This is a genomic window from Nocardia sp. CA-119907 (assembly GCF_050955995.1).
In the GTDB taxonomy this organism is placed as follows: domain Bacteria; phylum Actinomycetota; class Actinomycetes; order Mycobacteriales; family Mycobacteriaceae; genus Nocardia.
In genome coordinates this window covers 1,381,624-1,405,796 of record NZ_CP192091.1, presented here as the reverse complement: position 1 = coordinate 1,405,796, position 24,173 = coordinate 1,381,624, and the positions used below count along the sequence as shown (strand labels likewise).

Annotated in this window: 5 protein-coding genes and 1 tRNA gene; 1 reads left to right on the top strand and 5 read right to left on the bottom strand. The window is 66.5% G+C overall.

Annotated elements, in window-relative coordinates; genetic code table 11:
- The first annotated feature begins 947 nt into the window (after positions 1 to 947).
- Complete coding sequence (locus ACQP2D_RS06345; RefSeq protein ID WP_433682775.1) at positions 948 to 1,562, top strand: hypothetical protein; 615 nt, start codon at positions 948 to 950, stop codon at positions 1,560 to 1,562.
- A gap of 55 nt (positions 1,563 to 1,617) precedes the next feature.
- Here ACQP2D_RS06345 and ACQP2D_RS06340 read toward each other — a convergent pair whose 3' ends face one another.
- From ACQP2D_RS06340 to ACQP2D_RS06320, 5 genes are all read right to left on the bottom strand, one after another.
- Entirely contained in the window at positions 1,618 to 19,731 is an 18,114-nt protein-coding gene (locus tag ACQP2D_RS06340) for an amino acid adenylation domain-containing protein (RefSeq protein WP_433682774.1), read from the bottom strand.
- The gene (locus tag ACQP2D_RS06335; RefSeq protein WP_433682773.1) at positions 19,703 to 19,921 is read right to left on the bottom strand and encodes a hypothetical protein; all 219 of its coding nucleotides are present in this window, start codon (positions 19,919 to 19,921) and stop codon (positions 19,703 to 19,705) included. The genes ACQP2D_RS06340 and ACQP2D_RS06335 overlap by 29 nt, the downstream gene beginning before the upstream one ends.
- Before the next feature lie 823 nt (positions 19,922 to 20,744).
- Positions 20,745 to 20,818, bottom strand: a tRNA-Leu gene (locus ACQP2D_RS06330).
- A 145-nt stretch (positions 20,819 to 20,963) separates the two neighbouring features.
- On the bottom strand, positions 20,964 to 22,487 hold the full coding sequence (locus tag ACQP2D_RS06325; RefSeq protein WP_433682772.1) for an amino acid permease: 1,524 nt from the start codon (positions 22,485 to 22,487) through the stop codon (positions 20,964 to 20,966).
- A 43-nt stretch (positions 22,488 to 22,530) separates the two neighbouring features.
- Positions 22,531 to 23,997, bottom strand: coding sequence for a peptide MFS transporter (locus ACQP2D_RS06320; protein ID WP_433682771.1), 1,467 nt, complete (start codon positions 23,995 to 23,997; stop codon positions 22,531 to 22,533).
- Positions 23,998 to 24,173 lie beyond the last annotated feature (176 nt).

Here is a 24,173-nt window from a genome sequence, read left to right as displayed (position 1 = left end):
GACCCCGCGCCTGCCGAAAACGATTCGCTCGGGCAAACGCGCCATTGCGGCGCAGTTGCTACAATATTGGATGACCATAGAGCTTCTCCTGTCCAGGTTCATGGTTAGAAATGGGCTCGACGCCGGACTGTATCGGGCGTGCCATGAACTTTATTGGCGAAGCCGGGCGGTAATCCATACCCCTTGATGTGCAATACCCAGCACCTTCAGGTTGACATAAACAACACCAAGGTGGCACCCGACGGTGGATTATATTTCAACGACTTTCGTCGCAAACGATCATGGAAACCGTCGCAATAAATGTTAACAATAAGGCAGTTGCGTGCGATTCGCCGAACGGCGATGGATGTGGAAATAATAAAGCGAATTGCAATAGTCAATAGAAGCGAAGCGACCGTGCGCCCGATCCGGGCTGCCCAGAAGTTCAACGCCGAGCATAACCACGACATCCGCACTGCGTTGGCCACTGGATGTACACAGTCTGCGGGATAGCTTGGCCCACAACCGATCTCGAAGTTGCGTAATGGTTGACAACGATGGGGTCGACAATCGCGACCCAGCCCCGGCAGGCAGCAGCTCGACGACATCATCGTCGACGCCCGTAGAGGTCTACGCGCGCTCGCTGGTCCATCGCCGACGTCTTCTTGCGCCGACAGGACTGGGACTCCGGCTGCTGCGCACTCGGCGGGTTGACGTCAGCGCTCGGCGGGCCGGCAAACACAGCGGGATACCGATCCGGTGCATTCGGATGGCGCGACAGGCTTGACATAGCCACAGATTTGCCACGCGTACACGGGATTCGACAGTTCTCCCCGCTACGGCCGCGCCGGCCGCTTACACTGAGGCGCCGCAACGTGCGACAAATACTCGAGAGGTAGACGTCCAGGAGGTGCGGAATGCCGGAAGCCGTTCGTTGGCGCCGATCACGTCCACTATTGATTGCGAGCATGTTGCCGCTTGCGGTTTTCCTCGGCACCGGAGTAGCCAACCCAGCCCCGGATGACACCGCACAGGCACCTGCCATGCCGTCGGCGACAGCGGACTGGCTATCGCTGACGCGCCATGAGCAGGGGCACAGCCCTTCCCCGTCGCCGACCCTTCTCGCGCTACTCGGCCAGTCGCCGGTCGACACGCACCGCGCCGATCGAACTGTCGGCCCAGCGAATCCGCTCGCCGCCTACCGACGGATCCTGGTCGGGACGGTGGACGCGCCGGAGGCGCCGTCGGCCGTGGATCAGGATGCGATCCAGGCGTTCTGCGTGCAGTTCCCCGTAGATCCCCGCCGATGCTCCATCACCGCCGTGGACGCGGGCGTCGGTGCGGCAATCGGTGCGGGCCTCGCCGCGGGGATGTCCGCGCCCGTCGCGGTAGCCGCCGGCGCGGTCGGCGCGGCCGCCGGGTTCGTTGCCGGTATCCCGTTCATGCCGACCGGCTTGGTTGCCGGCCCGCTGCTCGGCGCGGCCGTCGGTGCCGCTGCCATTGCCGGACCCGCCGCCGTGCTCGGTGGCGCACTCGGGGCGTCGGTCGGGGCGGTAGTGGGCATTACCACGCCCCTCCCGTAAGCGGACGGCCGAACCGATGGATCCGGCGCCCACGACCTCGGCGAGATAGCCCCCGTCATCGATCCAGTCGGGCATTGAGAATCCGGGCGATCTGGGCGATCGCACCGGGTTCGGTCATTGCGAGATGGCTCGCGTCGATGTCGAAGATCGACATCTGCCCGCGGACCACCCGCGCCCATCCCTCGTGACCCGCGGCATCGGATCGCCTTTCCCGCGCCGCGGCGAAGTAGAGCACGTCGCTGTCCAAGACCGCGGGCCGCCACTCACTGGCCGCCAGGATCGCCAGGTTGTAGGCGTCGGTCAGGCGCTCGATCCGTGCGGCGTCGATACCGAAGCTGCCGCCCAGGTGCCGCTCGATCAGTTCGGCGGCCTCCTCGGCGGTCGCATCGGGGTTCACGAAGTCGACACCCATGACCGGGCCGAGATTGCTGATCAGTTCTCCGGCCGTGACGGCGCGCAGCGTCGCCTCATCGACACCGTCTACTTCGGCGTCCAACAGCGCCAGTAGCGCAACCTCTGCACCGGCGGCGCGCATCTGGACGGCGATGGCATGGGCGATGACACCGCCCAGCGACCAGCCGAGGAGGTGATAGGGGCCGTGTGGCTGAACCGCGCGAATCTCGTCGAAGTAGCGTTCGGCCATTTCTTCGATCGACGTCGGACCGGGGATCTCGCCGCCGATCTGTGGCGCCTGCAGGCCGTAGATCGGTCGACCGTCGGACAGGTATCGGTCGAGTGTGCGGTAACACCACGACAGGCCCACCGCCGGGTGGATACAGAACAGTGGCGGTAGCTCACCGCCGGTCCGGATCGGTAGCAGCACGTCGAAGCCGTCATCGGTCCGGTCGACGGCGGGACCCGAGCGCATTCCGGATTCGATCCGCTTTGCCAGGTCGGCCGGACAATGATCCGACAGCATCCAGCTGATCGGAATCTCGTAGTCGAGTTCCTTGCGCAACTCGCTCACCACCTGCACCGACTTCAGCGAGTTACCACCCAATGCGTAGAAGTCGTCATCGACGCCGACCCGATCCACACCGAGTACCGCTCCGAAGGCCCGTGCGACCTCCCCTTCCAGCCACGACGAGGGCGCCCTGAACTCCCCGACCGCGAGTACCGCCTCCGGCAGCCGCGTGCGGTCCAGCTTGCCCGACGCGGTGAGGGGCACGGTGTCGAGCACCATCATCGTGGTGGGCACCATGTAGTCGGGCAGTTTGGTCGCCGCGTGTGCCGAGACCGCCGCGGTGTCGACCGTGGCGCCCGCGGCAGGCACGAGGTAGCCGACCAGGTGGTCCACCGCACCGGTGGAGCGCACCACAGCGATCGCCCGGGCAATGCTGGGGTGCTCGGCGAGTACCGCCTCGATTTCACCGAGTTCGATACGCAGGCCGCGCAGCTTCACCTGGAGATCGGTGCGGCCCAGGTATTCCAATTCGCCGGTGTGGCGCCAGCGCACCAAGTCGCCGGTGCGGTACAGGCGCAGGCCGTCGCCGTAGGGGTCGGGCACGAACCGTTCCGCGGTGAGGCCCGGACGTGACCGATAGCCGCGTGCGAGTTGGGTGCCCCCCAAGTACAACTCGCCGGCGACACCGGGCGGCACCGGATGTAACCGGTTGTCGAGTACGTAGGCTCGCGTGTTCCATACCGGCGTGCCCATCGGCATGTTCCCGGTGTCGGCTTCGGTCACCCGGTGTGCGGCCGCGCACACGGTGAACTCGGTCGGCCCGTACAGATTGTGCAACTCGACCCCGGGCACCAGTCGCCGCACCGCGGCCACCACGTCGGGACCGAAGGCCTCACCGCCGACCAGGAACGTCCGCACCGACGCCAGCGACTCCGCGGGCGCCGCGTCCGCGAATACCGCCAGCATCGACGGCACGAACGCGGTGATCGTGACCCGCTGGGTGGCAATGGTTTCGGCGAGATGGGCCGGGTCGGTATGCCCGTCGGCCCGCACGATCACCAGCCGCGCGCCCACCGCCAGTGTCGCGAACAGCTCCCACACCGACATATCGAACGTGGCCGGGGACTTCAGCAGCACCACGTCATTCGACGTCATCGAGTAGGTCTCGATGACCCACCGCAACTGGTTGATCACCGAATAATGCGATACCGCAACACCTTTCGGTCGACCCGTCGACCCCGAAGTGAACAGCACGTATGCGACGTTGTGCGGTCGCAGCGGTGCGAGCCGGTCGGCGTCGGTGACCGGCGCGTCATCGAATCCGGACAGCTCGAGCCCGTCGAGGGACGACAGCTCCAGCACCGGTGCGGCGATCGACAGCATGTACGCGATGCGGTCGGCCGGCAGGTCCGGATCGACCGGCACGTACCCACCGCCGGCGGCGTGCACCGCGTACATGGCGGTGACCTGGTCCACTGAACGCCGCATCCGCAGCGCCACCAACGACTCCGGACCCACTCCGCGGGAGATCAACCACCGCGCCAACCGATAAACGCGAGACGCGAATTCCGCATAGGTCAGCGACTGTTCGCCGAATATCAGCGCGGTCCGGTCCGCACACGACTGCACGGAGTGGGCGAAGACCGAGGTGAGCGTCTCGCCGGTAGGGAGCATCTGATCGGTCGAATTCCACTGCGTCAGAACCGCTTCCCGTTCATCGGCGGCCAGCAGATCCACCTCGTGCACCGGCTGTGCCGCATCGGTCACCAGTGCGCCGAGCAACCGCAGCAGACGATCGCCGATCGTGGTCACCGTCGTCGCGTCGAAGAGGTCGCTCGCGTAGGTCAACCCGCCGCTGATGCCGGCCGCGGCACCGGTGGAGTCGTAGGAATCCGACACCGCGAGCTGCAGATCGAACAGCGCGGTGTCGGTGTCGGCCGTCACAGCCGACGCCGAGAGCTCCGGAAGTTCGAACTCGGCCCCGCCGACGTTCTGGAATGCCAACATCACCTGGAACAGTGGATGGTGTGCCTGCGACCGCACCGGATTCATCTCCTGCACCAGCCGCTCGAACGGAACATCCGCATGTCCGAACGCGGCCAGATCGGTCCCGCGCACCTGCTCCAGCAGCTGTGTGAAGGTCATTCCCGGGGTCAACCTGGTCCGCAGCACCAGCGTGTTGACGAACATCCCGACCAGATCGTCGAGTTCGGGTTGGCCGCGTCCCGCATATGGTGTGCCGATCGCTATATCGTCCGTATCGGCCAGCCGGGCCAGCGTGGCCGCCAGCGCAGCGTGGAAGACCATGAACAGCGTCGTGTTGTGTGCTCGCGCGACCCGCTGCAATCCCGCGTGCAGATCGGCATCGACGGTTATCGGTATGCTCGCGCCCGCATAGCTCTGCACGGGCGGACGCGGTCGGTCGGTCGGCAGCTCCAGCAAAGCCGGGAGCTCCGCCAATTCGCGTGTCCAGTAGTCGATCTGAGCGCGGAGCAGCGATTCCGGATCGTCTTCGGTTCCCAGCACGGTCCGCTGCCAGATCGCGAAGTCGGCGTACTGCACCGGCAGCAGCGGCCAGCTCGGTGTCTCCCCGAGCAGGTGCGCTGTGTACGCGGCCATCATGTCCCGTGCCAGCGGGCCGAGCGACGAGCCGTCGCAGGAAATGTGGTGCACGACCGCGGCCAGGACCCACTCGTTCGGCCCGAGTTCGAACAACCGTATCCGCACCGGCGCCTCGACCGTCACGTCGAACACCGTCGAGACGAACGCCGACAACGTTTCGGCCAGTTCCGATTCCGTGACCGAGGTCGCCACTATCGGCGCCATTGCCTCGGCGACCGGAAGGACAACCTGTGCCGGCTCGCCCTCGGCATACGGATAGACGGTTCGCAGTACCTCGTGCCGGTTCAGCACATCCTCGAAGGCCGCGCGCAGCGCGTCGAGATTCAGCTTTCCGGATAGCCGCAGCACGATCGGAATGCTGTAGGCGGCCGAGTCGGGCTCGAGCCGGTTCAGGAACCACATTCGCTGCTGTGCGAACGACAGGGGAATTCGCTGCGGCCGTGGCTGTGCCGTGAGCGCCACCCGACCGGTGTCGGCCTGCGATTCGGCGCGCGCGGCCAACCTCGCGACCGTCGGCGCCTCGAAGATCATCGACGCCGGGATGGTCGCGTCGAGCGCCGCGCCGATCCGCGCGGCTACGCGGGTGGCCACCAGGCTGTTGCCACCGAGTTCGAAGAAGTCGTCGTCGGCGCCTACGGGACCGTCGATGTCGAGGAGGTCGGCGAATACGCCGGCCACTATTTCCTCCACCGGCGACGCCGGGGCCCGGAATCGCTTGGCCTGGACGACGGGTGCGGGCAGGGCCGCGCGGTCGAGCTTGCCATTCGGCAACAGGGGGATGCTGTCGAGGATCATTACCGCGGCAGGCACCAGGTATGACGGCAACGCCTCGGCCAACGCGGCCCGCAACTGTTCGCCGGACAGACTCGCCTTGTTTTCGGGCACCACATAGGACACCAACTGCGCCGGACCCGTGCCCGCACGCCATGGCATCGTGACCGCGTATGCCACCTCCGCCCGCGCGCTCAACACCGCGTCGATCTCGCCCAGCTCGACCCGGTAGCCACGGATCTTCACCTGGAAATCGTTGCGCCCCAAGAACTCCAGGGCACCGTCGGGATTCCAGCGCACCACATCACCGGTGCGGTACATGCGGCGTCCCGGTTCCCCGAACGGATGCGCGACGAACCACGCCGCATTGGTAGCGGCCTTGTTCAGATATCCGCGCGCCAGCGCCGGCCCCGCCAGATACAGCTCTCCGGCCACCCCCACCGGCACCGGCCGCAGCCGGGTATCCAGGACCAGCGCCTGCATTCCGGGGACCGGGGCACCGATCGTCGGCCGGTCATCCGGTTGCAGCGCACCCGTCGCCGTGGCGACAATCGTCGCCTCGGTCGGCCCGTACAGCACCTGGAACTTCCGGGCGCGGGCAATGTCGGTGCCCGCCCATCGGCTCACCAGATCCGCCGGGACCTCCTCACCACCGGACATCACCAGCCGCAAATCGTCCAGCCCGGCCGGATCCACCGACGCGAGCGCCGCCGGGGTCATGAAGGCATGGGTGACCCGCCGCACGCGCAGGAACTCGGCCAGCTCACCGCCGCCGTAGATGCCCGTCGGCGCCACGACCAGTGCGCCGGCCCCGCTGACCGCGATCAGGATCTCCATCAGTGCGGCGTCGAACGACGGCGAGGCGAAATGCAACACCCTGGACATGCGCCGCAGCTCGCGGTCGGCGCGCCACCCCGAGACGAAGTCGGCAATGCCGGAATGGGTAATGGCGACGCCCTTCGGCACCCCGGTGGATCCGGAGGTGAAGACCACGTAGGCGACATCCGAGGCCCGCAGCGGCCGCGGCCGCTCGTCATCGCCGACCGGGCCGCTCGCCGACGCGTCGATCTGCGCGGCGACGGCCGGGTCGTCGAGCACGATCCAGTCCACCGAATCGGGCACCTGGGCACGCGACGACGACACCGTAATCCCCAGCGTCGCATCGGAATCCGACACCATCTGCTCGATCCGGCCCGCGGGATAGCCGGGGTCCACCGGCACGTATGCCGCACCCGACTTCACCACCGCCCACCACGCGACGACGGACTCCATCGACCGCGCCGCCGCGACCAGCACCGCATTCTCCGGTCCGGCACCACGGCGGATCAGTAGTCTCGCCAGCCGGCTCGATCTTTCGTCCAGCTGTGCATACGACAAGATGGCATCCCCCGCGACAACGGCGATACCGTCGCCGTTGTCGCGGACAGCCGAGGCGAACACCTCCGGCAGCAATCCGGACGGCTCCAGCGCCGCCACGGTGCGTGTGCCCACTCGCGAGATGAGCGCCGAGCGCTCGTCGGCTTCCAGCCAGTCGATATCCCCGACCACGACGGCAGGATCGTCGGCGACGGCTTCCAGTACCCGCACCAGCCGTCGGACAATTCCCGCCGCGGTCGCCTCGTCGAACAGATCCCGCGCATAGGTCATTATTCCCGAGATGCCTTGCGACACACCGGCATTGCCGGATGAATCGGACAGCACCAGTTGCAGGTCGAACTGGCTCGCCCCGGTATCCACATCCGCCCGGGCAACCCGGACGTCGGGCAGCGCCACATCGACCGTCGACACATTCTGGAACGCCAAGGCGACCTGGAACAACGGATGCCGCGCCGCCGACCGCTCCGGGTTCAACTCCTCCACGACCCGCTCGAACGGCACGTCCGCGTGCTCGAACGCCAGCAGGTCCGTCTCCCGGGTGCGCATCAGCAACTCGGCGAACGGCTCGCCCGTATCCACCCGGGTACGCAATGCGAGGGTGTTGACGAACATCCCCACCAGATCGTCCAGACCGGGCTCGCCGCGCCCCGCGACCGGGGTGCCGATCACTACGTCATCGCTGCCACTGAGCCGCCCCAATACCGTTGCCAGCGCCGCATGAATCACCATGAACAGCGACGACCCCCGCGACCGTGCCAGCGTGAGCAGCCGCTCGTGCAGCCTCACGCCGATCTGCACCGGCACCCGGCCGCCCGACATCGAGGCGACGGCCGGGCGCGGTCGATCGCCCGGCAGTTCCAGCCGGTCCGGCGCGCCCGCGAGCGTCGAGCGCCAGAACTCCAGCTGCGTGGACAGCAACGATGCCGGATCGTCCGCGGCCCCCAGCATCTGCCGCTGCCACCACGCGAAATCCGCGTACTGCACATCGAGCGGCTCCCATTGCGGCGCGTGTCCGGCCAGTCGCGCGACATAGGCCGCCATCACGTCACGAGCCAGTGGCCCCATCGACTGACCATCGCCGGCGATGTGATGGACGACCAGCACCAGCAGGAATTCTCCTGTGTCGCTGTCGAGCTCGAACAATCCCACTCGCAGCGGCACCTCGGCGGTCACATCGAATCCGCGCCGCACGAACTCGCCCACCACATCCGGGACCGAATCCGCCGGCACCCGCACCGGCTGCACCGGCACCGCGGGCTCGTCGAGAACGACCTGCCGCGGCTCGCCGGAGGTTTCCGGATATATCGTCCGCAATACCTCGTGTCGTCCGACCACATCGGCGAGCGCGGCCGCCAGCGCCTCGGTGTCCAGCCGTCCCGACAACCGCAGCATCACCGGAATGTTGTATGCCGCAGAGTCCGGCTCGAACCGGTTCAGGAACCACATCCGCTGCTGTGCCAGCGACAGCGGTACGGGGTCGGGGTGCACTCCCGGCAGCAGGGGCACCCGGCCCCCACCGTTGAGTGTCGCTGCGCGCGCGGCCAATCCGCCGACGGTCGGCGCCTCGAATACCGACCGCACCGGCACTCGCACGTTCAGGGCCGCGCCTATGCGCGCCACCGCCAGCGCGGCGCTCAGCGAATCACCGCCCAGCGCGAAGAAGTCGTCGTCGACTCCCACCCGGTCCACATGGAGCACCTGCTCGAATGTCCGCGCGACCAACTCTTCCAACCCGGGCGAGGGCGCCCGGAATTCGCGCGCGACGGCAACCGGTTCGGGCAACCGCTCGCGATCCAGCTTCCCGTTGGCGGTCAGCGGCACCTCGTCCAGCACCATCACCGCGGACGGCACCATGTACCGGGGCAGCGCCTCGGTCAGCGCCGCACGCAACTCCTCGCCCGATACCTCCGTCCCGGTCGCGGGCACGACATAGGAGACGAGCAGCACCGGTCGCCCGTCATCGCGGCGCGGCACCGTGACCGCATATGCCACATCCGCCCGCGCACCCAGCACCGCGTCGATCTCCCCCAGCTCGATCCTGGTGCCACGCACCTTCACCTGAAAATCGTTGCGCCCCAAGAACTCCATCGCGCCATCGGCGCTGCGGCGCACCACGTCACCGGTGCGGTACATGCGCCGCCCCGGCTCCCCGAACGGGCAGGCGACGAACCGCGCCGCGGTCAACGCCGTCCTGGCGACGTACCCATCGGCCAGGCCGGCACCGAACAGGTACAGCTCACCCGCGACACCGTCTGGCACGGGACGCAACCAGGTATCCAGGACGGCGGCCGCGACGGGGCCGACCGGCCTGCCGATCGTGATCGCGACACCGGAAGCCAGTGCATCACTGGCGGTAGCCCAGATAGTGCTTTCGCTCGGCCCGTACAGATTGACCATGGTGCGATCCGGCGCCCACCGATCGACCAGTTCCGGCCCGACCGGCTCACCGGCTGTTGCCAGCACGCGCAGCCCATCGAGACCGTCGCACGGAACTGTCGCCAGCGCCGAGGGGGTCACTACGGCATGCGAAATACGTTCGCGCCCGATCAGATCCGCCAACTCGGGTCCGGCGTAGACATCGGCCGGCGATACGACCAGTCGACCGCCCGAGCCGTGCGCCATCAACAACTCGAACACCGAGGCGTCGAAGCTGGGCGAGGCGACCTGCAACACCACCGACATCAGGTCGACATCGAGTACTCGCCGCTGTGCCGCGACGAGATCGGCCAAGCCCCGATGGCTGACGAGTACGCCCTTGGGCGTTCCGGTCGACCCGGAGGTGTAGCTGACGTACGCGGTCTGATCCCGCCGAATCGGTCCGCCGCGTTCGGCATCGGTGATCGGCGTGGCGGGAACCGAGTCCACGGCGCCGAGCGTCCGCTCCTGGTCGAGGACCAGCCAGTCGACGCCGTCGGGAAGATGCTTCCAGGTGGACGTGTCGGTCAGCCCGAGCACGGTGTCCGAATCCGACAGCAGAAATTCGATCCGCTCCGATGGCAGGGTCGGATCGATCGGCAGGAATGCGGCACCGGTCTTCGCCACGGCCCATACGGTGACCGTCGCCGCCAGGGATCGCGGAAGCACGGAGGCGACGACCTGTCCCGGCCGGGCGCCGTGCCGCAGCAGGACCCGAGCCAGCCGAGCGGATCGCTCGTCGAGCTGCCGGTAGGTCATGGCGGCCGTACCGCACCGCACGGCGATCGCATCGGGTTCGGTATGAGCGGAAGCGGCGAGTATCCGGTCCAACGTGTCCGGGATCGCGGCTCGCGCACCCGAAACCGGCCACGCCGGCCCCGGTTCCTCGTCGAGCGCCAGCTCGACCAGCCGCACGTCGGCGTTCGCGGCGATGCGGCACAGCAACTCGACGAAGCGGTCGAGGATGCGGCGCGCCGACGCGGTGTCGAATACCTGGTCGTGGAATCGGAGGGTGATCCGCAATCCCTGTGCCTCGCCGTCCTCGGACTGCTTCGGTTCCACGGCCAGGCTCAGCGGGTACGGCGTCGCGTCGACACCGCTGAGTTCGTCCACCCGCAGACCCGCCGAATCGACGAGTTGCTGCAATGCCATCCGGTCGACGGGGAACGACTGGAAAGTGATGGCGGTGTCGAAGAGTTCGGACAGGCCGACGCTGCGGTGAATCTCGGGTAGGCCGATATGGTGATGCTCCAGCATGCGGGCGTGCCGCGCCTGAATGCCGGTCAGCAACTCGCGGACCGTCATCGTGGGGTCGAGCGGGACTCGCACGGGAATCGTATTCAGGAACATGCCGAGCGTCTGATCGACCAGCGGCAACTCCGGGGGCCGGCCCGACACCGAGGAGCCGAAGATCACATCGGTCTCCCCGGTCAGCAGACGCAGATTCAGGGCCCAGGCCGCGGCGACCGCGGTGTTGATGGTGACGGCGGACTCCGCCGCCACTCGACGGAGTTCGCCGAAATGATCCGTGAGCAGCTCGGCCACGACCTCGGCGGCGGATACCGAGCCCGCTGCGCCAGCGGCGCGGGAAACCCGGGTGGGTGCGTCGACATCCGAAAAGGCTTGCGCCCATGCCGCTTTGGATGCGGGACTGTCCTGCCGACCCAGCCAGGACAGATAGTCGCGGTAGGAGGGAGCAGGTCCGGCGGAGTCGATGTGTGCGGGAGATCCGTAGTAGTCGAGCAGTTCTCGCATCAGCAGCGGCATCGACCAGCCATCCAGGATCACATGGTGATTCGTGACGAGCAACCGGAAGGACCGCGCATCGAGACGGATCAGCGTGAAGCGCAGGAGCGGAGGCGCCGACAGGTCGAACCCCGCCGCCGCGTCCGCTGCGGCAATCGCTTCCGGGTCGGCCGGAGATTCCGCATCGCCACCACCGGCGAGATCGATCTCCCGGAACGGGATCTCGGCATGGTCCAGCACGATCTGGCACGGTCCGGTCGACGTCTGCACAAAGGCGGCCCGCAAGATATCGTGCCGGTCGACCACGGCCTGAGCGGCACGTCGTAGGCGCTCACTGTCGACCGCGCCGGAAAATCCGATCATCGTCTGGACGGTGTAGTTGTCCCCGGCATCCGGGTCGAACGTCGAGTGGAAGTGCATCCCGGATTGCGTGGGCGACAACGGCCATACGTCGGACAGGCCGCGGTACTGCCGCTCCAGCCGATCGATGTCCTGTTGCGTGAGCGCGACGAGCGGAGAATCCGAGGTGCGATCCGCTGTCGGTAGTCGACGGGGTTCCTCGACTGTCGCGGGAGGCGCATTGCCGCCCGCCATGGCGGCGAGGGCGGCAACTGTCTTGCCTTCGAATACATCTCGCGGTGTGAGCGTGAGCCCGGCGGATCTGGCCAGCGCCACCAGCCGCATCGAGACGATGCTGTCCCCGCCGAGCGCGAAGAAGTTGCTATCGGCGGATACGGTGTCGATATGGAGCACATCGGCGAAGAGCTTCGCCACGACCTGCTCCAGCTGCGTCGACGGCGGTCTGCCGGCTGCGGCGTCGGATTCGAAGGCGCGCCGCTGCAATGCTTTCCGATCGATCTTTCCCGTCGGCGTGCGCGGCATCTCCTCGAGCCGCACGATCGCCGCGGGATTCATGTAGCGGGGTAGCCTGACCGCGAGGTCGTCGCCGAGTGCCGCCACATCCACGGCAGCGCCCGGTGCGGAGACGACATAGGACACCAGAACCGGTTCGCCGGCAGGCCCTTGCATCGCAACGGTGGCAACGCTCGCCACGTCCGGGTGTCGGGTGATGTGGGCATCGATCTCCCCCGGCTCGATCCGCAAGCCGTGAATCTTGACCTGCTGATCGCAGCGACCCAAGTATTCCAGGGCCAACCCGGCGCGTCCGCGCACCCAGCGCACGGAATCGCCGGTGCGGTAGATCCGCTCGCCGCGGGTGGATCGCGGATCCGCGACCAAGCGCGACGCGGTCACGCCCGGTCGATCGACGTACCCGCGGGCAAGTCCGGGCCCACCGATATAGAGTTCGCCCGCGACACCGATCGGCACCGGTCGCAGCCATGTGTCGAGAACCATCGCGGACGCGCCTCGGATCGGGCCACCGATCGTCACCGGCTCGCCGGGTACCAGGGCATCCGACCCCGTCGCCCAGATCGTGCACTCGGTCGGTCCGTAATGATTCATGAGCCGTCGCCCACGGCCCCACCGGTTCACGGTGTCCGGCCCGGTCGCTTCGCCGACGACCGCGAGCGATGTCAACGACGGCGTCCGGGACGGATCCAGGGTGTTCAGCACGGACGGGGTGATGATCGCGTGCGAAACCTGCTGCGCCCGAAGCAATTCCTCGAGGTCGGCCCCGGCGTACACCTCCGGTGGCGCCACCACGAGACAGGCGCCACTGCCGTGCGCCATCAGCAACTCCGACAAGCAGGCGTCGAATCCCGGTGAAGCGACCTGCAATACCACCGAATCCGTACCCACACCGAACGCGTCGACTTGCGCCGCGACCAGATCGGCCAGACCTCGATGGCTGAGGTGGACCGCCTTTGGTTTGCCGGTCGATCCGGACGTATAGATCACGTATGCCGCATTGTCCGCCGAGAGCCGGTCGGCGCCGGTCGGGACATCGGACAGACTACGTAGCCCCTCCGGAGCGTCGGACTCCGAAGCGTCCAGGACCAACCAGTCGACGGTATCCGGAAGCCGCGGTGCCACAGCGCTGGTCGTCACGCCCAGACCGGTCCGCGAGTCGGACAACAACTCCGCGATCCGCGCGGCGGGATTGGCGGGATCCAACGGCAGGAAGGCGGCACCCGTCTTCGCCACCGCCCAGATCGCGACGACCAGTTCGGCCGAACGGGGCACCGCCAATGCGACGATCGACTCGGCGCGAGCACCGTGGCCGACCAGCAGTCGAGCGAACCCGTCGGCGCGACGCTCCAGCTCACGATAGGTCCACGTGATGTCACCACACCGGACGGCCACGGCATCCGGATACCCGCGTGCGGTGCCCCACAGGATGTCGCGCAGTACGAGTTCCGCGGCCGGCTCCGCGCCGCCGACCGACAGTAGTTCCGCGCGTTCGGAATCCCAGCAGGACGAGATCGCGGCGACCGGCCGGGCGGGATCCGTGACGATCTGCGTGAGCAGCAGCTCGAATCGTTCGAGCAGCGTGCGGGCAGTGTCCGAATCGAATCGGTCGGTGGCGAATTTCAGCGTCACCGTGTAGGTGCCGGGCTCGTCGGCGTCCGGTCGCCGGTCGCGACTCGACCGCGGCGGGGTCACCTGCAAACTCAGCGGATACGGCGTGGCATCGTGTGCGTCGATCTCGACGAACCGCAATCCGGCGTCGGAGAGATTGCGCGCCAACAGTTCCCGGTCGAGCGGATAGGACTCGAGCACCGTCGCGGTGTCGAACATATCGGTGATACCGATGGCCCGTTGCAGCTCCGCCAAGCCGATGTGCTGGTGGCCCAGCATCGCCGCCTGTTCGGATTGCACGCGGACGAGCAGGTCGCCGACGGTTTCGTCGGGTTGGAGCCGGACTCGGACGGGCAGCGTGTTGACCAAGAGCCCGACCATGCGCTCGACATCCGGAATCTGCGGCGGGCGGTGCGAGATCGTATTGCCGAACACTACGTCCGACCGTCCGGTCAGGACGGCCACCAGCAATGCCCACGCCACCTGCAGGGCCGTGTTGGCGGTGACGCCGTGCGAGCGGCCCAGATCGACGATCGCGGCGGTGGTCGCGGCGTCGAGGTCCAGGCCGACTGCACCGGCGTCCGCGGTAACCGTCCGATCGGACCCGCTGGTGACCCGCGTCGGACTGTCGATTCCGGCGAGCATCTCCCGCCACGCGGCGGTCGCGGCGTCGCGATCCTGAACCTGCAGCCACCGCAGATACTCTCGATACGAACGAGGGGGCGCGAGCTCGGCGGTATCGCCATCGGATGTGTACAGCGAGAGCAGTTCGTGGATCAGCAGGGGCATCGACCAGCCGTCCAGCACGAGGTGGTGGTTGGTGACCAGCAACTGGAACCTATCGACGCCGGTGCGCACGAGGTGGAAACGCACCAGCGGCGGGCGGGCCGGGTCGAATGGAGCCGAGGCGGCCGCCGCGAGTCGCCGAAGCGCTTGCGTCTGCCGACCGGCATCGCTGATGTCGGTGACACTCGAGTCGCCCCAATCGACCCTGATGTCGCGCAATACGATCTGACGTGGCCCATCGGCACTTTCGACGAATGCGGTCCGCAGGCTGTCGTGCCGGTCGATGAGCACCTGCGCGGCCCGCCGCATCCGGTCCCCATCCACCTGCCCGGCGAACGTCAACGCCGCCTGCACGATGTAGCCGTCGTCGCCGTCCCGGTCGTAGATCGTGTGGAACAGCAGCCCCGACTGCAGGGCGGTGAGTGGCCACACATCGGTCATCGACGGGTATTCCCGCAGCCAGTTGTCGACATCGTCCTGCGCTACCGCGACGAGCGGAAAGTCGGATGGGGTGAAGCCGGGGGTGGTGTCGGATCGGACGTGATCGGCCAGCGCCCCCAGGGCGCGAACCCACAGTCCGGCGAGCTCGTCGACCTCTGCACCACTCAAAACCTGCGAGGCGAACTCCCAGGTCACGTCGAGTTCGAGCCCGTCGCGACCTGCCTCGGCGATCGCATTGATGTCGAGCACGGCGGCCAGCGCCATCGCCGGATCGCTGGTCGCGGTCAGCGCGGGGAATTCGGTGGTGGGTGCCCAGGGACCCGAGTGTTCACCAACACCCACCCGCCCGAGGTAGTTGAAGCTGATCTGAGGTTCGGGCAGGTCCGCGAGCTCGGCGCTGCCCCGTGCGTCGAGGTGACGCAGCATCTGATAGCCGATGCCGTTGCCGGGCACCGCGCGCAACTGCTCCTTCACCTGCTTTATCGCCAGTCCCGCACTCGTGCCGCCGGCCAGCGCATCATCGAGGTCGATATTCCCGCATTCGATCCGGACCGGGAAGCGTGTGGTGAACCAGCCCACGGTGGCGCTGAGATCGGCGCCGGGGACGGCCCGCTCCTCGCGGCCGTGTCCCTCCAGCGAGATCAGCTCGCCGGCGGCCGCCGCCGTACCGCGCCTGCGCCGCCACTCACCGAGTGCCAGTACCAGGGCCGCCAGCAGCGGATCGTTGGCGCTGCAGTGGAAGCGGTCCGGAATGGTGGTGAGCACCGCATCGGCAACCGCTGCCGGGATGCGCTGATGTACCCGGCCCACGGTGGCCCGCACGTCACGGTCCGGAATCAGACGACGCGATCCGAGCAGCTGATCGCCTCGCTCCAGTACGTCTTTCCACCGGCCGAGCTCCGCCGACCGCCGGCCCGGCGCCGCCTCGACCAGGCCGTGCACCCACCGCCGGAACGAGGTGGTGACCGGACCGAAATGCGGTTCGCCGCCATCGGAAATCTGCGACCAGGCCTGCGCGAGGTCGGCGAGGATGATGCGCCATGACACCGCGTCGACGGCCAGATGGTGGATCACCAGCCACATCAGGTCGGGTTCCGAGCCCTTGCGATCCCGAATCCAGACGGCCTGAACGAGCACGCCGTTGCCCGGTTTCAACCGATCCGCGGCCTGCTGCAGGTGCCGGTCGACTTCGGCGGCATCCCCTCGATCGAGCCGAACATCGACGAGCGCGGTGTCCGGGTCGACCGCTTCCCGATCGAGTACCTCGACGTACCGATCAGCCGAATCGCCGCGCAGTACCGCGCGCAGCATATCGTGGCGGTCCAGCAGGGACCCCAATGCGCGCACGAGACCCGCTCGATCAACCCCCTCGGGCAGCTGCACGAGCGCGGCCTGCGCAAATCGGTCGCAATGACCCCGATCGAGCATTGCGCGCATAATCGGCGACAACGGCATCGGCCCGACGCCGGCACCGGGCAACTCGGCCAGCTCGGGGGTATCGCGGGCTTCCGTCGCCGTGGCCGCCAGGCCCGCGACGGTCTTGTGCACGAACACATCCTGGGTGGAGAAACTCAGGCCCTCGGCCTTGGCCCGCGCCACCAGCCGGATCGACAGAATGCTGTCACCGCCGAGGGCGAAGAAGCTGTCGTCCGCTCCGACCCGAGGCACGCCGAGCACCTCGGCGAACAGCTTGGCGACCGTCTTTTCCCGGGCTGTGGCCGGCGCCCGACCGACCGGCGCGGTCCCGAATTCGGGCTTCGGCAAAGCGCTGCGATCGAGCTTGCCGAAGGTGTTCATCGGCAGGCTGTCCAACGACAGGATCACCGCCGGGACCATATGCGGCGGCAGCGAATCGCGGGCGAAGCGGTGGAGTTCGAGCGGATCGATCCGACGGCCGCTGACCGGGACGACATAGGACGCCAGCACCGTCGTGTCGGCGTTGTTCCGCACCGGCACCGTGACGGAAATGTCCACGTCCTCGTGTGTGGTGAGCACGGCGTCGATTTCACCCGGTTCGATCCGGTATCCGCGGATCTTGACCTGGAAGTCGCTGCGCCCCAGCAATTCCAGCGTCATCTCGGCGTTGTCGCCGGTCCAGCGCGCGATATCGCCGGTGCGGTACATCCGCTCACCGGTGCCGCCGTAGGGATCGGCGACGAACCGGGCGGCGGTTTCGACGGACAGATGGCTGTATCCACGGGCCAATCCCGGCCCGGCGAGATACAACTCGCCGGCGGTGCCCTTGGGCACCGGCTGCAGCGTTCGGTCCAGCACCATCGCCGAGACGCCACGAATCGGGCCACCGACCGTGTGGGCGTGGCCGGGTGTCAGCATCGCGCCGACGGCGGTCACGGTGGTTTCGGTGGGACCGTATTCGTTGTACATGGACAACGAATGTGTCCACCGCTCGATGACGTGCGGCGGACATACGTCGCCACCGACCACGACCACCCGCAGATCGGTCGTCGGACGCGGGTCCATGGTTGCCAGCATCGTGGGCGTCAGCGTCAGGTGGGTCACGTGCTCGTCGGCCAGCAGTTGCGTGAGCGGCTCACCGCCGGTCACCTCGGGCGGCACGATCACCAGCGTGGATCCGTTCGCGAAGCAGGTCAGAAACTGTTCCAGGGAGGCGTCGAAACTGGGCGAGAGGGCATAGGACACGCGGGATGTCGTGTCGATGCCATAGGTGGCGGCGCGGTCGGCAACCAGATTCGCGAGGCCGGTGTGGGTGACCTGGACACCTTTCGGCGTTCCGGTGGATCCGGAGGTATAGGTGATGTAGGCGACGTTGGACGGCCGTAGTGGGTGAATACGGTCATCGTCGGAAATCGGTCCGCCCGCGGTATCGGATTCCCACCCGGGCGCGGGGGCGTCGAGAACCACACTGTGTATTTCGTGCGGGAGCCGCCCGCGCAGGGCATCGACCGTGATCGCCACGGTTGCGCCGCTATCGGCGATCACGTGGTCTATCCGCTTCGACGGATACTCGGGGGACAGCTGCACGAAGGCGGCACCGCATTTCGCGACCGCCCACGTCGCCACGACCGATTCGACCGATCGGCGCAGCATGATCGCCACTGCCGTGTCCGGCCCGCAACCCAGAGCTATCAGATGCCGCGCCAGCTGGGAGGATCTGGTGTCCAGCTCGCCATAGGTCATCGTCTGCCCGGCCGAGGCGATCGCGCACGCACTGCGATTCCGGCGCGCGCTCTCGGTCAGAATCTCCGGAAGCAGCCGTGTTTCGACCCCGCTCGGCCCGCGCACTGGCAGCAGCGCGGAACGTTCCTGCGCTTCGAGCAGCGGCAGTCTGCTGACCGGACAGCCCTGCCCCCCGGCGAGGAACTCATGCAGGAACATGAGGAACCGGCGGTGGTGACCGGCGAGTTCCTCCGGGCTGTAGGCATTCGGATTGCCCTGGAAGTCGATCTGTGTGCTGTCCTTGCCTGCGCCCGGGTAGATATTGACGAAAAGGTCGGCGGTAGGGCCTGAAGTGAGGACGTGCAGGCTGCCTGTCGTGTCGCCGAGCACAACCTCGTTCTCGATCATCATGAGGTTCAGGGCCGGCCCGAAGGATGCCGCCTCATCGCGCGCAATCCCCATGTCATGGAATATGTCCTCTTGGCGGTAGCGCTGCCGCCGAAGGGCACTCGTCAACTCGCTGAGCACAGCGGCGATCAGTTCATCGACGTTTCGGCCGGCGACCCGTACTCGCAGCGGGACCACATTTGCCACCATGCCCCCGGAACGGCGCAGCACGGCAGAGTGCCGGCCCGAAACCGGCAGGCTCAGCAATACTTCATCGCTTCCGGTCATCCGCGCGAGATAAGCGGCGAACGCCGCGACGATGATCGGAGTCACGCTGGTGCTGTGCTCGAGCGCGACGCTTTCCAGCAGCTGCGCGGTGTCGTCGGGGAGCGCCGCGCTGACCAGCGCCGGATGAATGGTCGGCTTGCCCACACGACCGGCCAGGCTGACGACGGGAGGCGCGCCTGCCAGGTGCTCCAGCCAGTACTTGCGGTCGTTGTCGAAACGCTCGGAACCTCGGTACGCCAGATCCTGCTGGACGACGTCCGCCAGGTCCTGCGCCACGCACGGCGCCGCGTCCTCGGATCTCACCCGAGCGTTGTACAACTCGGTTATCCGGTGCAGCATCGTTACCGCGGCAAATCCGTCGAGCGCGATATGGTGCGCGCGCTGGTACCACAGGAAATGGCCCTCACCGACCTGGAACACAATGCTCGTCATGAGGTCGTCGTTCAGCAGGTCCAGCGGAGCAGAATAATCCTGCACCATAAGTCTGTGCGCAGTCGCAACCGGCTCGGTGTGCCCGCGCAAGTCCACGATCGACACCTGACCGCCGTGGTCCTCGTCGACGAACTGACGTGGCTCGCCGTCGACCTCGATCAGGCGCAGATGTCCGGAACCGAACTCGCGACCGGCGGTTCTGCAGGCCTCGGCAAGCAATTCCGTGTCCAACTCGCCTGCGATCTCGACGTATTGGGCCACAGATATCGGCGACGACTCCGCGAGATGCTGGGCAAACCAGATTCCTCGCTGTGCAGCGGTCAGTGGAAGAACGAATGACGAGTCCGAATTGTCATCGATGCCGCTCTTCAATTGGTCCATTTCGACCTCCGCCGAACCGTTCATCGCAGAAGCTCAAATATTGCTGTGCAGTTGCCAATATCAGCTTGTTGAAGCTTTGCAACACAGTGACGACAACCGGATCACACGCTCGGGGAGCACCGTCATGGCGATCGGTACCCGATTCCGCCGAGCGTGCACGGCGATCCAACCGGTCGGATGTCTCGGCCATCCGTCCATCGTGAGGTCGCCCGCAGCACAATCACAGGGACTAAAGTCACCAGTTTCGAGCACGATTCGGCATCCAGCAGCAAATACAGCGCAGACACGTGCCGCGCCATCAAGGTAGCTATAACGTGGCATCTAGGCTGTGTGAGCACGTAGGAGCAGTTCAGACTGACAGAATAGCAATGAGTTGGCTAATAATCACCATGATCAGTGAGGATAGGCCGCCGACAGTTCCACCACCCACGGTCAGCCTCGGAATCCCGAACAACTGTGCGACCTGTTTCGAATACTCCAACACCCGGCAGACATCGAATCCCGCGGGAGATCCAGGGCCTCCACCCGCCGATAGGATCTCTCGATCAACAGAATGCTCACAGTTAACTGGATCGTGTATTGGGCCGCTGAAGTTACCCTGTTACAGCAGGATCGGCAAGACACCAGAAGCCGGTGAATTTGCGCTTCGAAATCCATGTCTACGCCCATGGGCGAGCCGGTGGCGGTCCGCACTGGAAATAGCCGAACGATCGCAATTCGCTGGCTCGACAGCGAGCTCACTATCGACGGTCCGATCGGCAACGCGCCGATCCCGCGACAGGATCCGCCCATCGCCTGCGTCATGATCGCCAGGGCGGTCGCTGGGGTGGCCGCCGAGCCGGGGTGTGAGTTGCCCAGTCTGCCTTGGCCCACCTCGGGCCCGACCATTCGAGCACGCGATGGCAACTACCGAACGGAAGCCTCGCTACGCACCGGTCGATGCAGAGTGGCTCGGCAATCCCGAATGCACAGCCGAAACCCCTCCCGAGCTCGTCCTGTGCCGCAGTCACTCGTGCCCCCAGTCGGACTCGAACCGACACTTTGCAGATTTTAAGTCTGCTGCCTCTGCCAATTGGGCTATAGGGGCGCCCGGCTAGCGTACCGACTCGTACTGGCGTACCGGAATTCCCGCTGCAGGCAAGTCCGTATCCGGTGTCATCAGAGTGTTCGCGGCGGGGCGGATCGTTGGATGGGGCTGCGGCCGCTCGGGGCGCAGTTCTGTTGGGAGGCAGCTACTCTCGCGCGGTGATCTGGGTGGACTCCGGCGGGCCGTCGGCCGAGTCCGGCTCCGCGGCGTTGCCGAGGACGGAGTGTCGGCGGCTATAGGCGAAGTAGACGACCAGGCCCAGTCCCATCCAGACCACGAAGCGCAGCCAGGTCTCGACCGAGAGGTTGAGCATCAGCCAGAGGCATGCCAGGACGCCGAGGATCGGGATCAGCGGGACCAGTGGAACGCGGAAGCCGCGGGGGAGTTCGGGGCGGGTGCGGCGCAGGATCAGCACGCCGATGGCGACCAGTACGAAGGCGAAGAGGGTGCCGATATTGACCATCTCTTCGAGGGTGCCGAAGTCCACGAAACCGGCGAGCAGGGCGCACACAATCCCGACGAGCACGGTGAGCCGGACCGGTGTGCCCTTCTTACCGGTGTGCGCGAGGCGGCGCGGCAGCAGCCCGTCGCGCGACATCGCGAACAGCACGCGGGTCTGCCCGAGGAACATCACCATGACGACCGTGGTGAGTCCGGCGAGCGCGCCGACGGAGATGATGTTCTTGGTCCAGGTGGCGCCGTGCTGCGCGAAAGCCGTTGCCAGCGTTGCCTTATCGCCCGACAGTGCGGTATAGGGCACCATGCCGGTGAGGATCAGGGATACGGCGACATAGAGAATGGTGACGATGAGCAGTGAGCCGAGGATGCCGCGGGGCAGTGCGCGCTGCGGATCCTTGGTCTCCTCCGCGGTGGTCGCGACCACATCGAAGCCGATGAACGCGAAGAACACCAGGCTGGCCGCGGCGAGCAGGCCGTACCAGCCGAAGGTGCTGTGCCCGGCGCCGGTGAAGTAGGACAGCAGCGACTGCCGCAGCCCCTCGTCTTCCGCACCCTGCTGCGACGGCGGGATGTATGGCGTCAGATTCGACTTGTCGAAATAGGTGGCGCCGACCACGAGCACCAATGCGATAACGCTCAGCTTGATGGCAACGGCCACCGCCGAAACACGCGAAGACACCTTGGTGCCGACCGCGAGCAGCACCGCGAGCACGGCGATGAGTAGTACCGCACCCCAGTCGAAGTCGATCGGCCCTAGATGCAGGATCGGCGAATGCGACCCCATCACCTCACCGAGGTATTGCGACCAGCCCTTGGCGACCACTGAAACCGCGAGCGCGAACTCCAGGATCAGGTCCCAGCCGATGATCCAGGCGACGAGTTCACCGAAGGTGGCATAGGAGAAGGTGTACGCGCTGCCCGCGACCGGCACGGTCGAGGCGAATTCGGCGTAGCACAGCGCGGTCAAACCGCAGGCGATGGCGGCGAAGACGAAGGCGAGGGAGACCGAGGGTCCGGCCACATTGCCCGCGGTGCGCGCGGTGAGCGTGAAGATGCCAGCACCGACGACCACGGCGACACCGAAGATGGTGAGGTCCCAGGCGGTCAGGTCCTTGCGCAGTTTCGAATCGGGTTCGTCGGTGTCCCGGATGGACTGCTCGACCGATTTGGTGCGAAACAGACCGCCCCATCGAGTTCCTGGGGTCGCCACACTATCTCCTTGCTATCGAATGACGGGTTCTCCGCCGATTTATTCAGTGCACACCGGCCATATGTCGGCTCACCCATGGTGTGAGTGCGACGACGATCGAACCGGCACAGATCGCCACCGCTCCGGTGATACCGAAGTAAGCGAATTCGTGTTCCGCGTCATAGAACCGAGCCAAGGTACCGGACATCGACGTGCCGATGCCAACAGAGAAGAAGTACAGGGCCATCATCTGCGCGCGAAACGCCTCGGGGGCCAGCTGGGTGGTCACCGAGAGGCCGATCGGTGAGAGCAGCAGCTCCGAAACCGCGAAAGCACCCATGATGAGCAGCACCGCAATAGCCGGGACGGACTTTCCGCTGCTGCCCGAGAACAGCACGAACAACCAGAACGCCAGGCCCATGCCGATGACACCGAGGGCGAATTTGCGCGGTGTGCTCGGCGCGCGGTTGCCGAGTTTGGTCCACATCAGTGCGAACAGCGGCGACAGGCAGATGATCCATACCGGCTCGGCCGAGCCGACCCAGTTCGACGGCGCGGTCCAGCCGAAGATGCGCCAGTTCATCCGCTCGTCGGAATAGACCGCGAGCACGGTGAAGATCTGCTGGAACAGCGACCAGAAGACCGCGTTCGCGACGAACAGGGGAATGAACGCGCGGACCCGGCTGCGCTCGATCGGCGTCACCTTGGCGCTGGTCAGCATGATCACGAAGTAGGCGAGCGCGGCCGCGATGATGACACCGGTGGTGACCTCGGAGAGGTTGTCCAGATTCACCAGCCCGCTGATCAGTGCCAGCGCGATCACGATGGCCGCACCGGCCACGATCCCGGCGACCGGCCCAGCGGCGGCGCGCGGCAGCGGATTGGGCACATGTCGGCCCGCGGTGCCGAGGTTGCGCCGGAACACCACGTACTGGGTGAGCCCGACCGCCATACCGACCGCGGCCGCGCCGAAGCCGTAGTGGAAGCCCCAATGCCGCTGCAGCAGACCGGTCAGCAGCGGTCCGGTGAACGCGCCGAGGTTGATGCCGAGATAGAACAGCGTGAACCCGCCGTCGAAGCGCGGATCACCCCGCCGATACAGGGTGCCGAGCAGCGAGGACGCATTGGCCTTCAGTCCGCCGCTGCCGAGAGCGACCAGGACCAACCCGACCCCGACACCGGTCAGTCCCGGCAGGATCGCCAGCGCGAGATGTCCGGCCATCACCACGACGCCGCCGTAGAAGACGGTGCGCTCCATGCCGATCAGCCGGTCGGCGACCCACCCACCGAGCACCGTGGACAGATACACCAGCCCGCCGTAGGCGCCGACGATCCCGACCCCGGTGCTCTGCGGCAGACCGAGTCCACCGTCGGTCGTCGAGTAATAGAGGTAGTACCCGAGGATGGTGAGCATCCCGTAGAACGAGAAGCGTTCCCAGAGCTCGACTCCGAACAGGTTGGTCAAGCCGATGGGGTGACCGAACAGGGTCCGCTCCCTGATCGGTTGCTCCATCATTGCTGCGTCGGACATGCTGAGACCATCCCATATGGGCAGAGAATTTCCGGCATCCTGAACAAAGTTTCCCTGTTCATGCGCGATGCCACTCAACCCGCCTGTAGTGCGGGTCATAGCAAATCGCTGCCGGGCCGGAACATCGTGGAACTACCCGACAACAGGGTTCAGCTAGCGAATTCGAGGCAATGTCG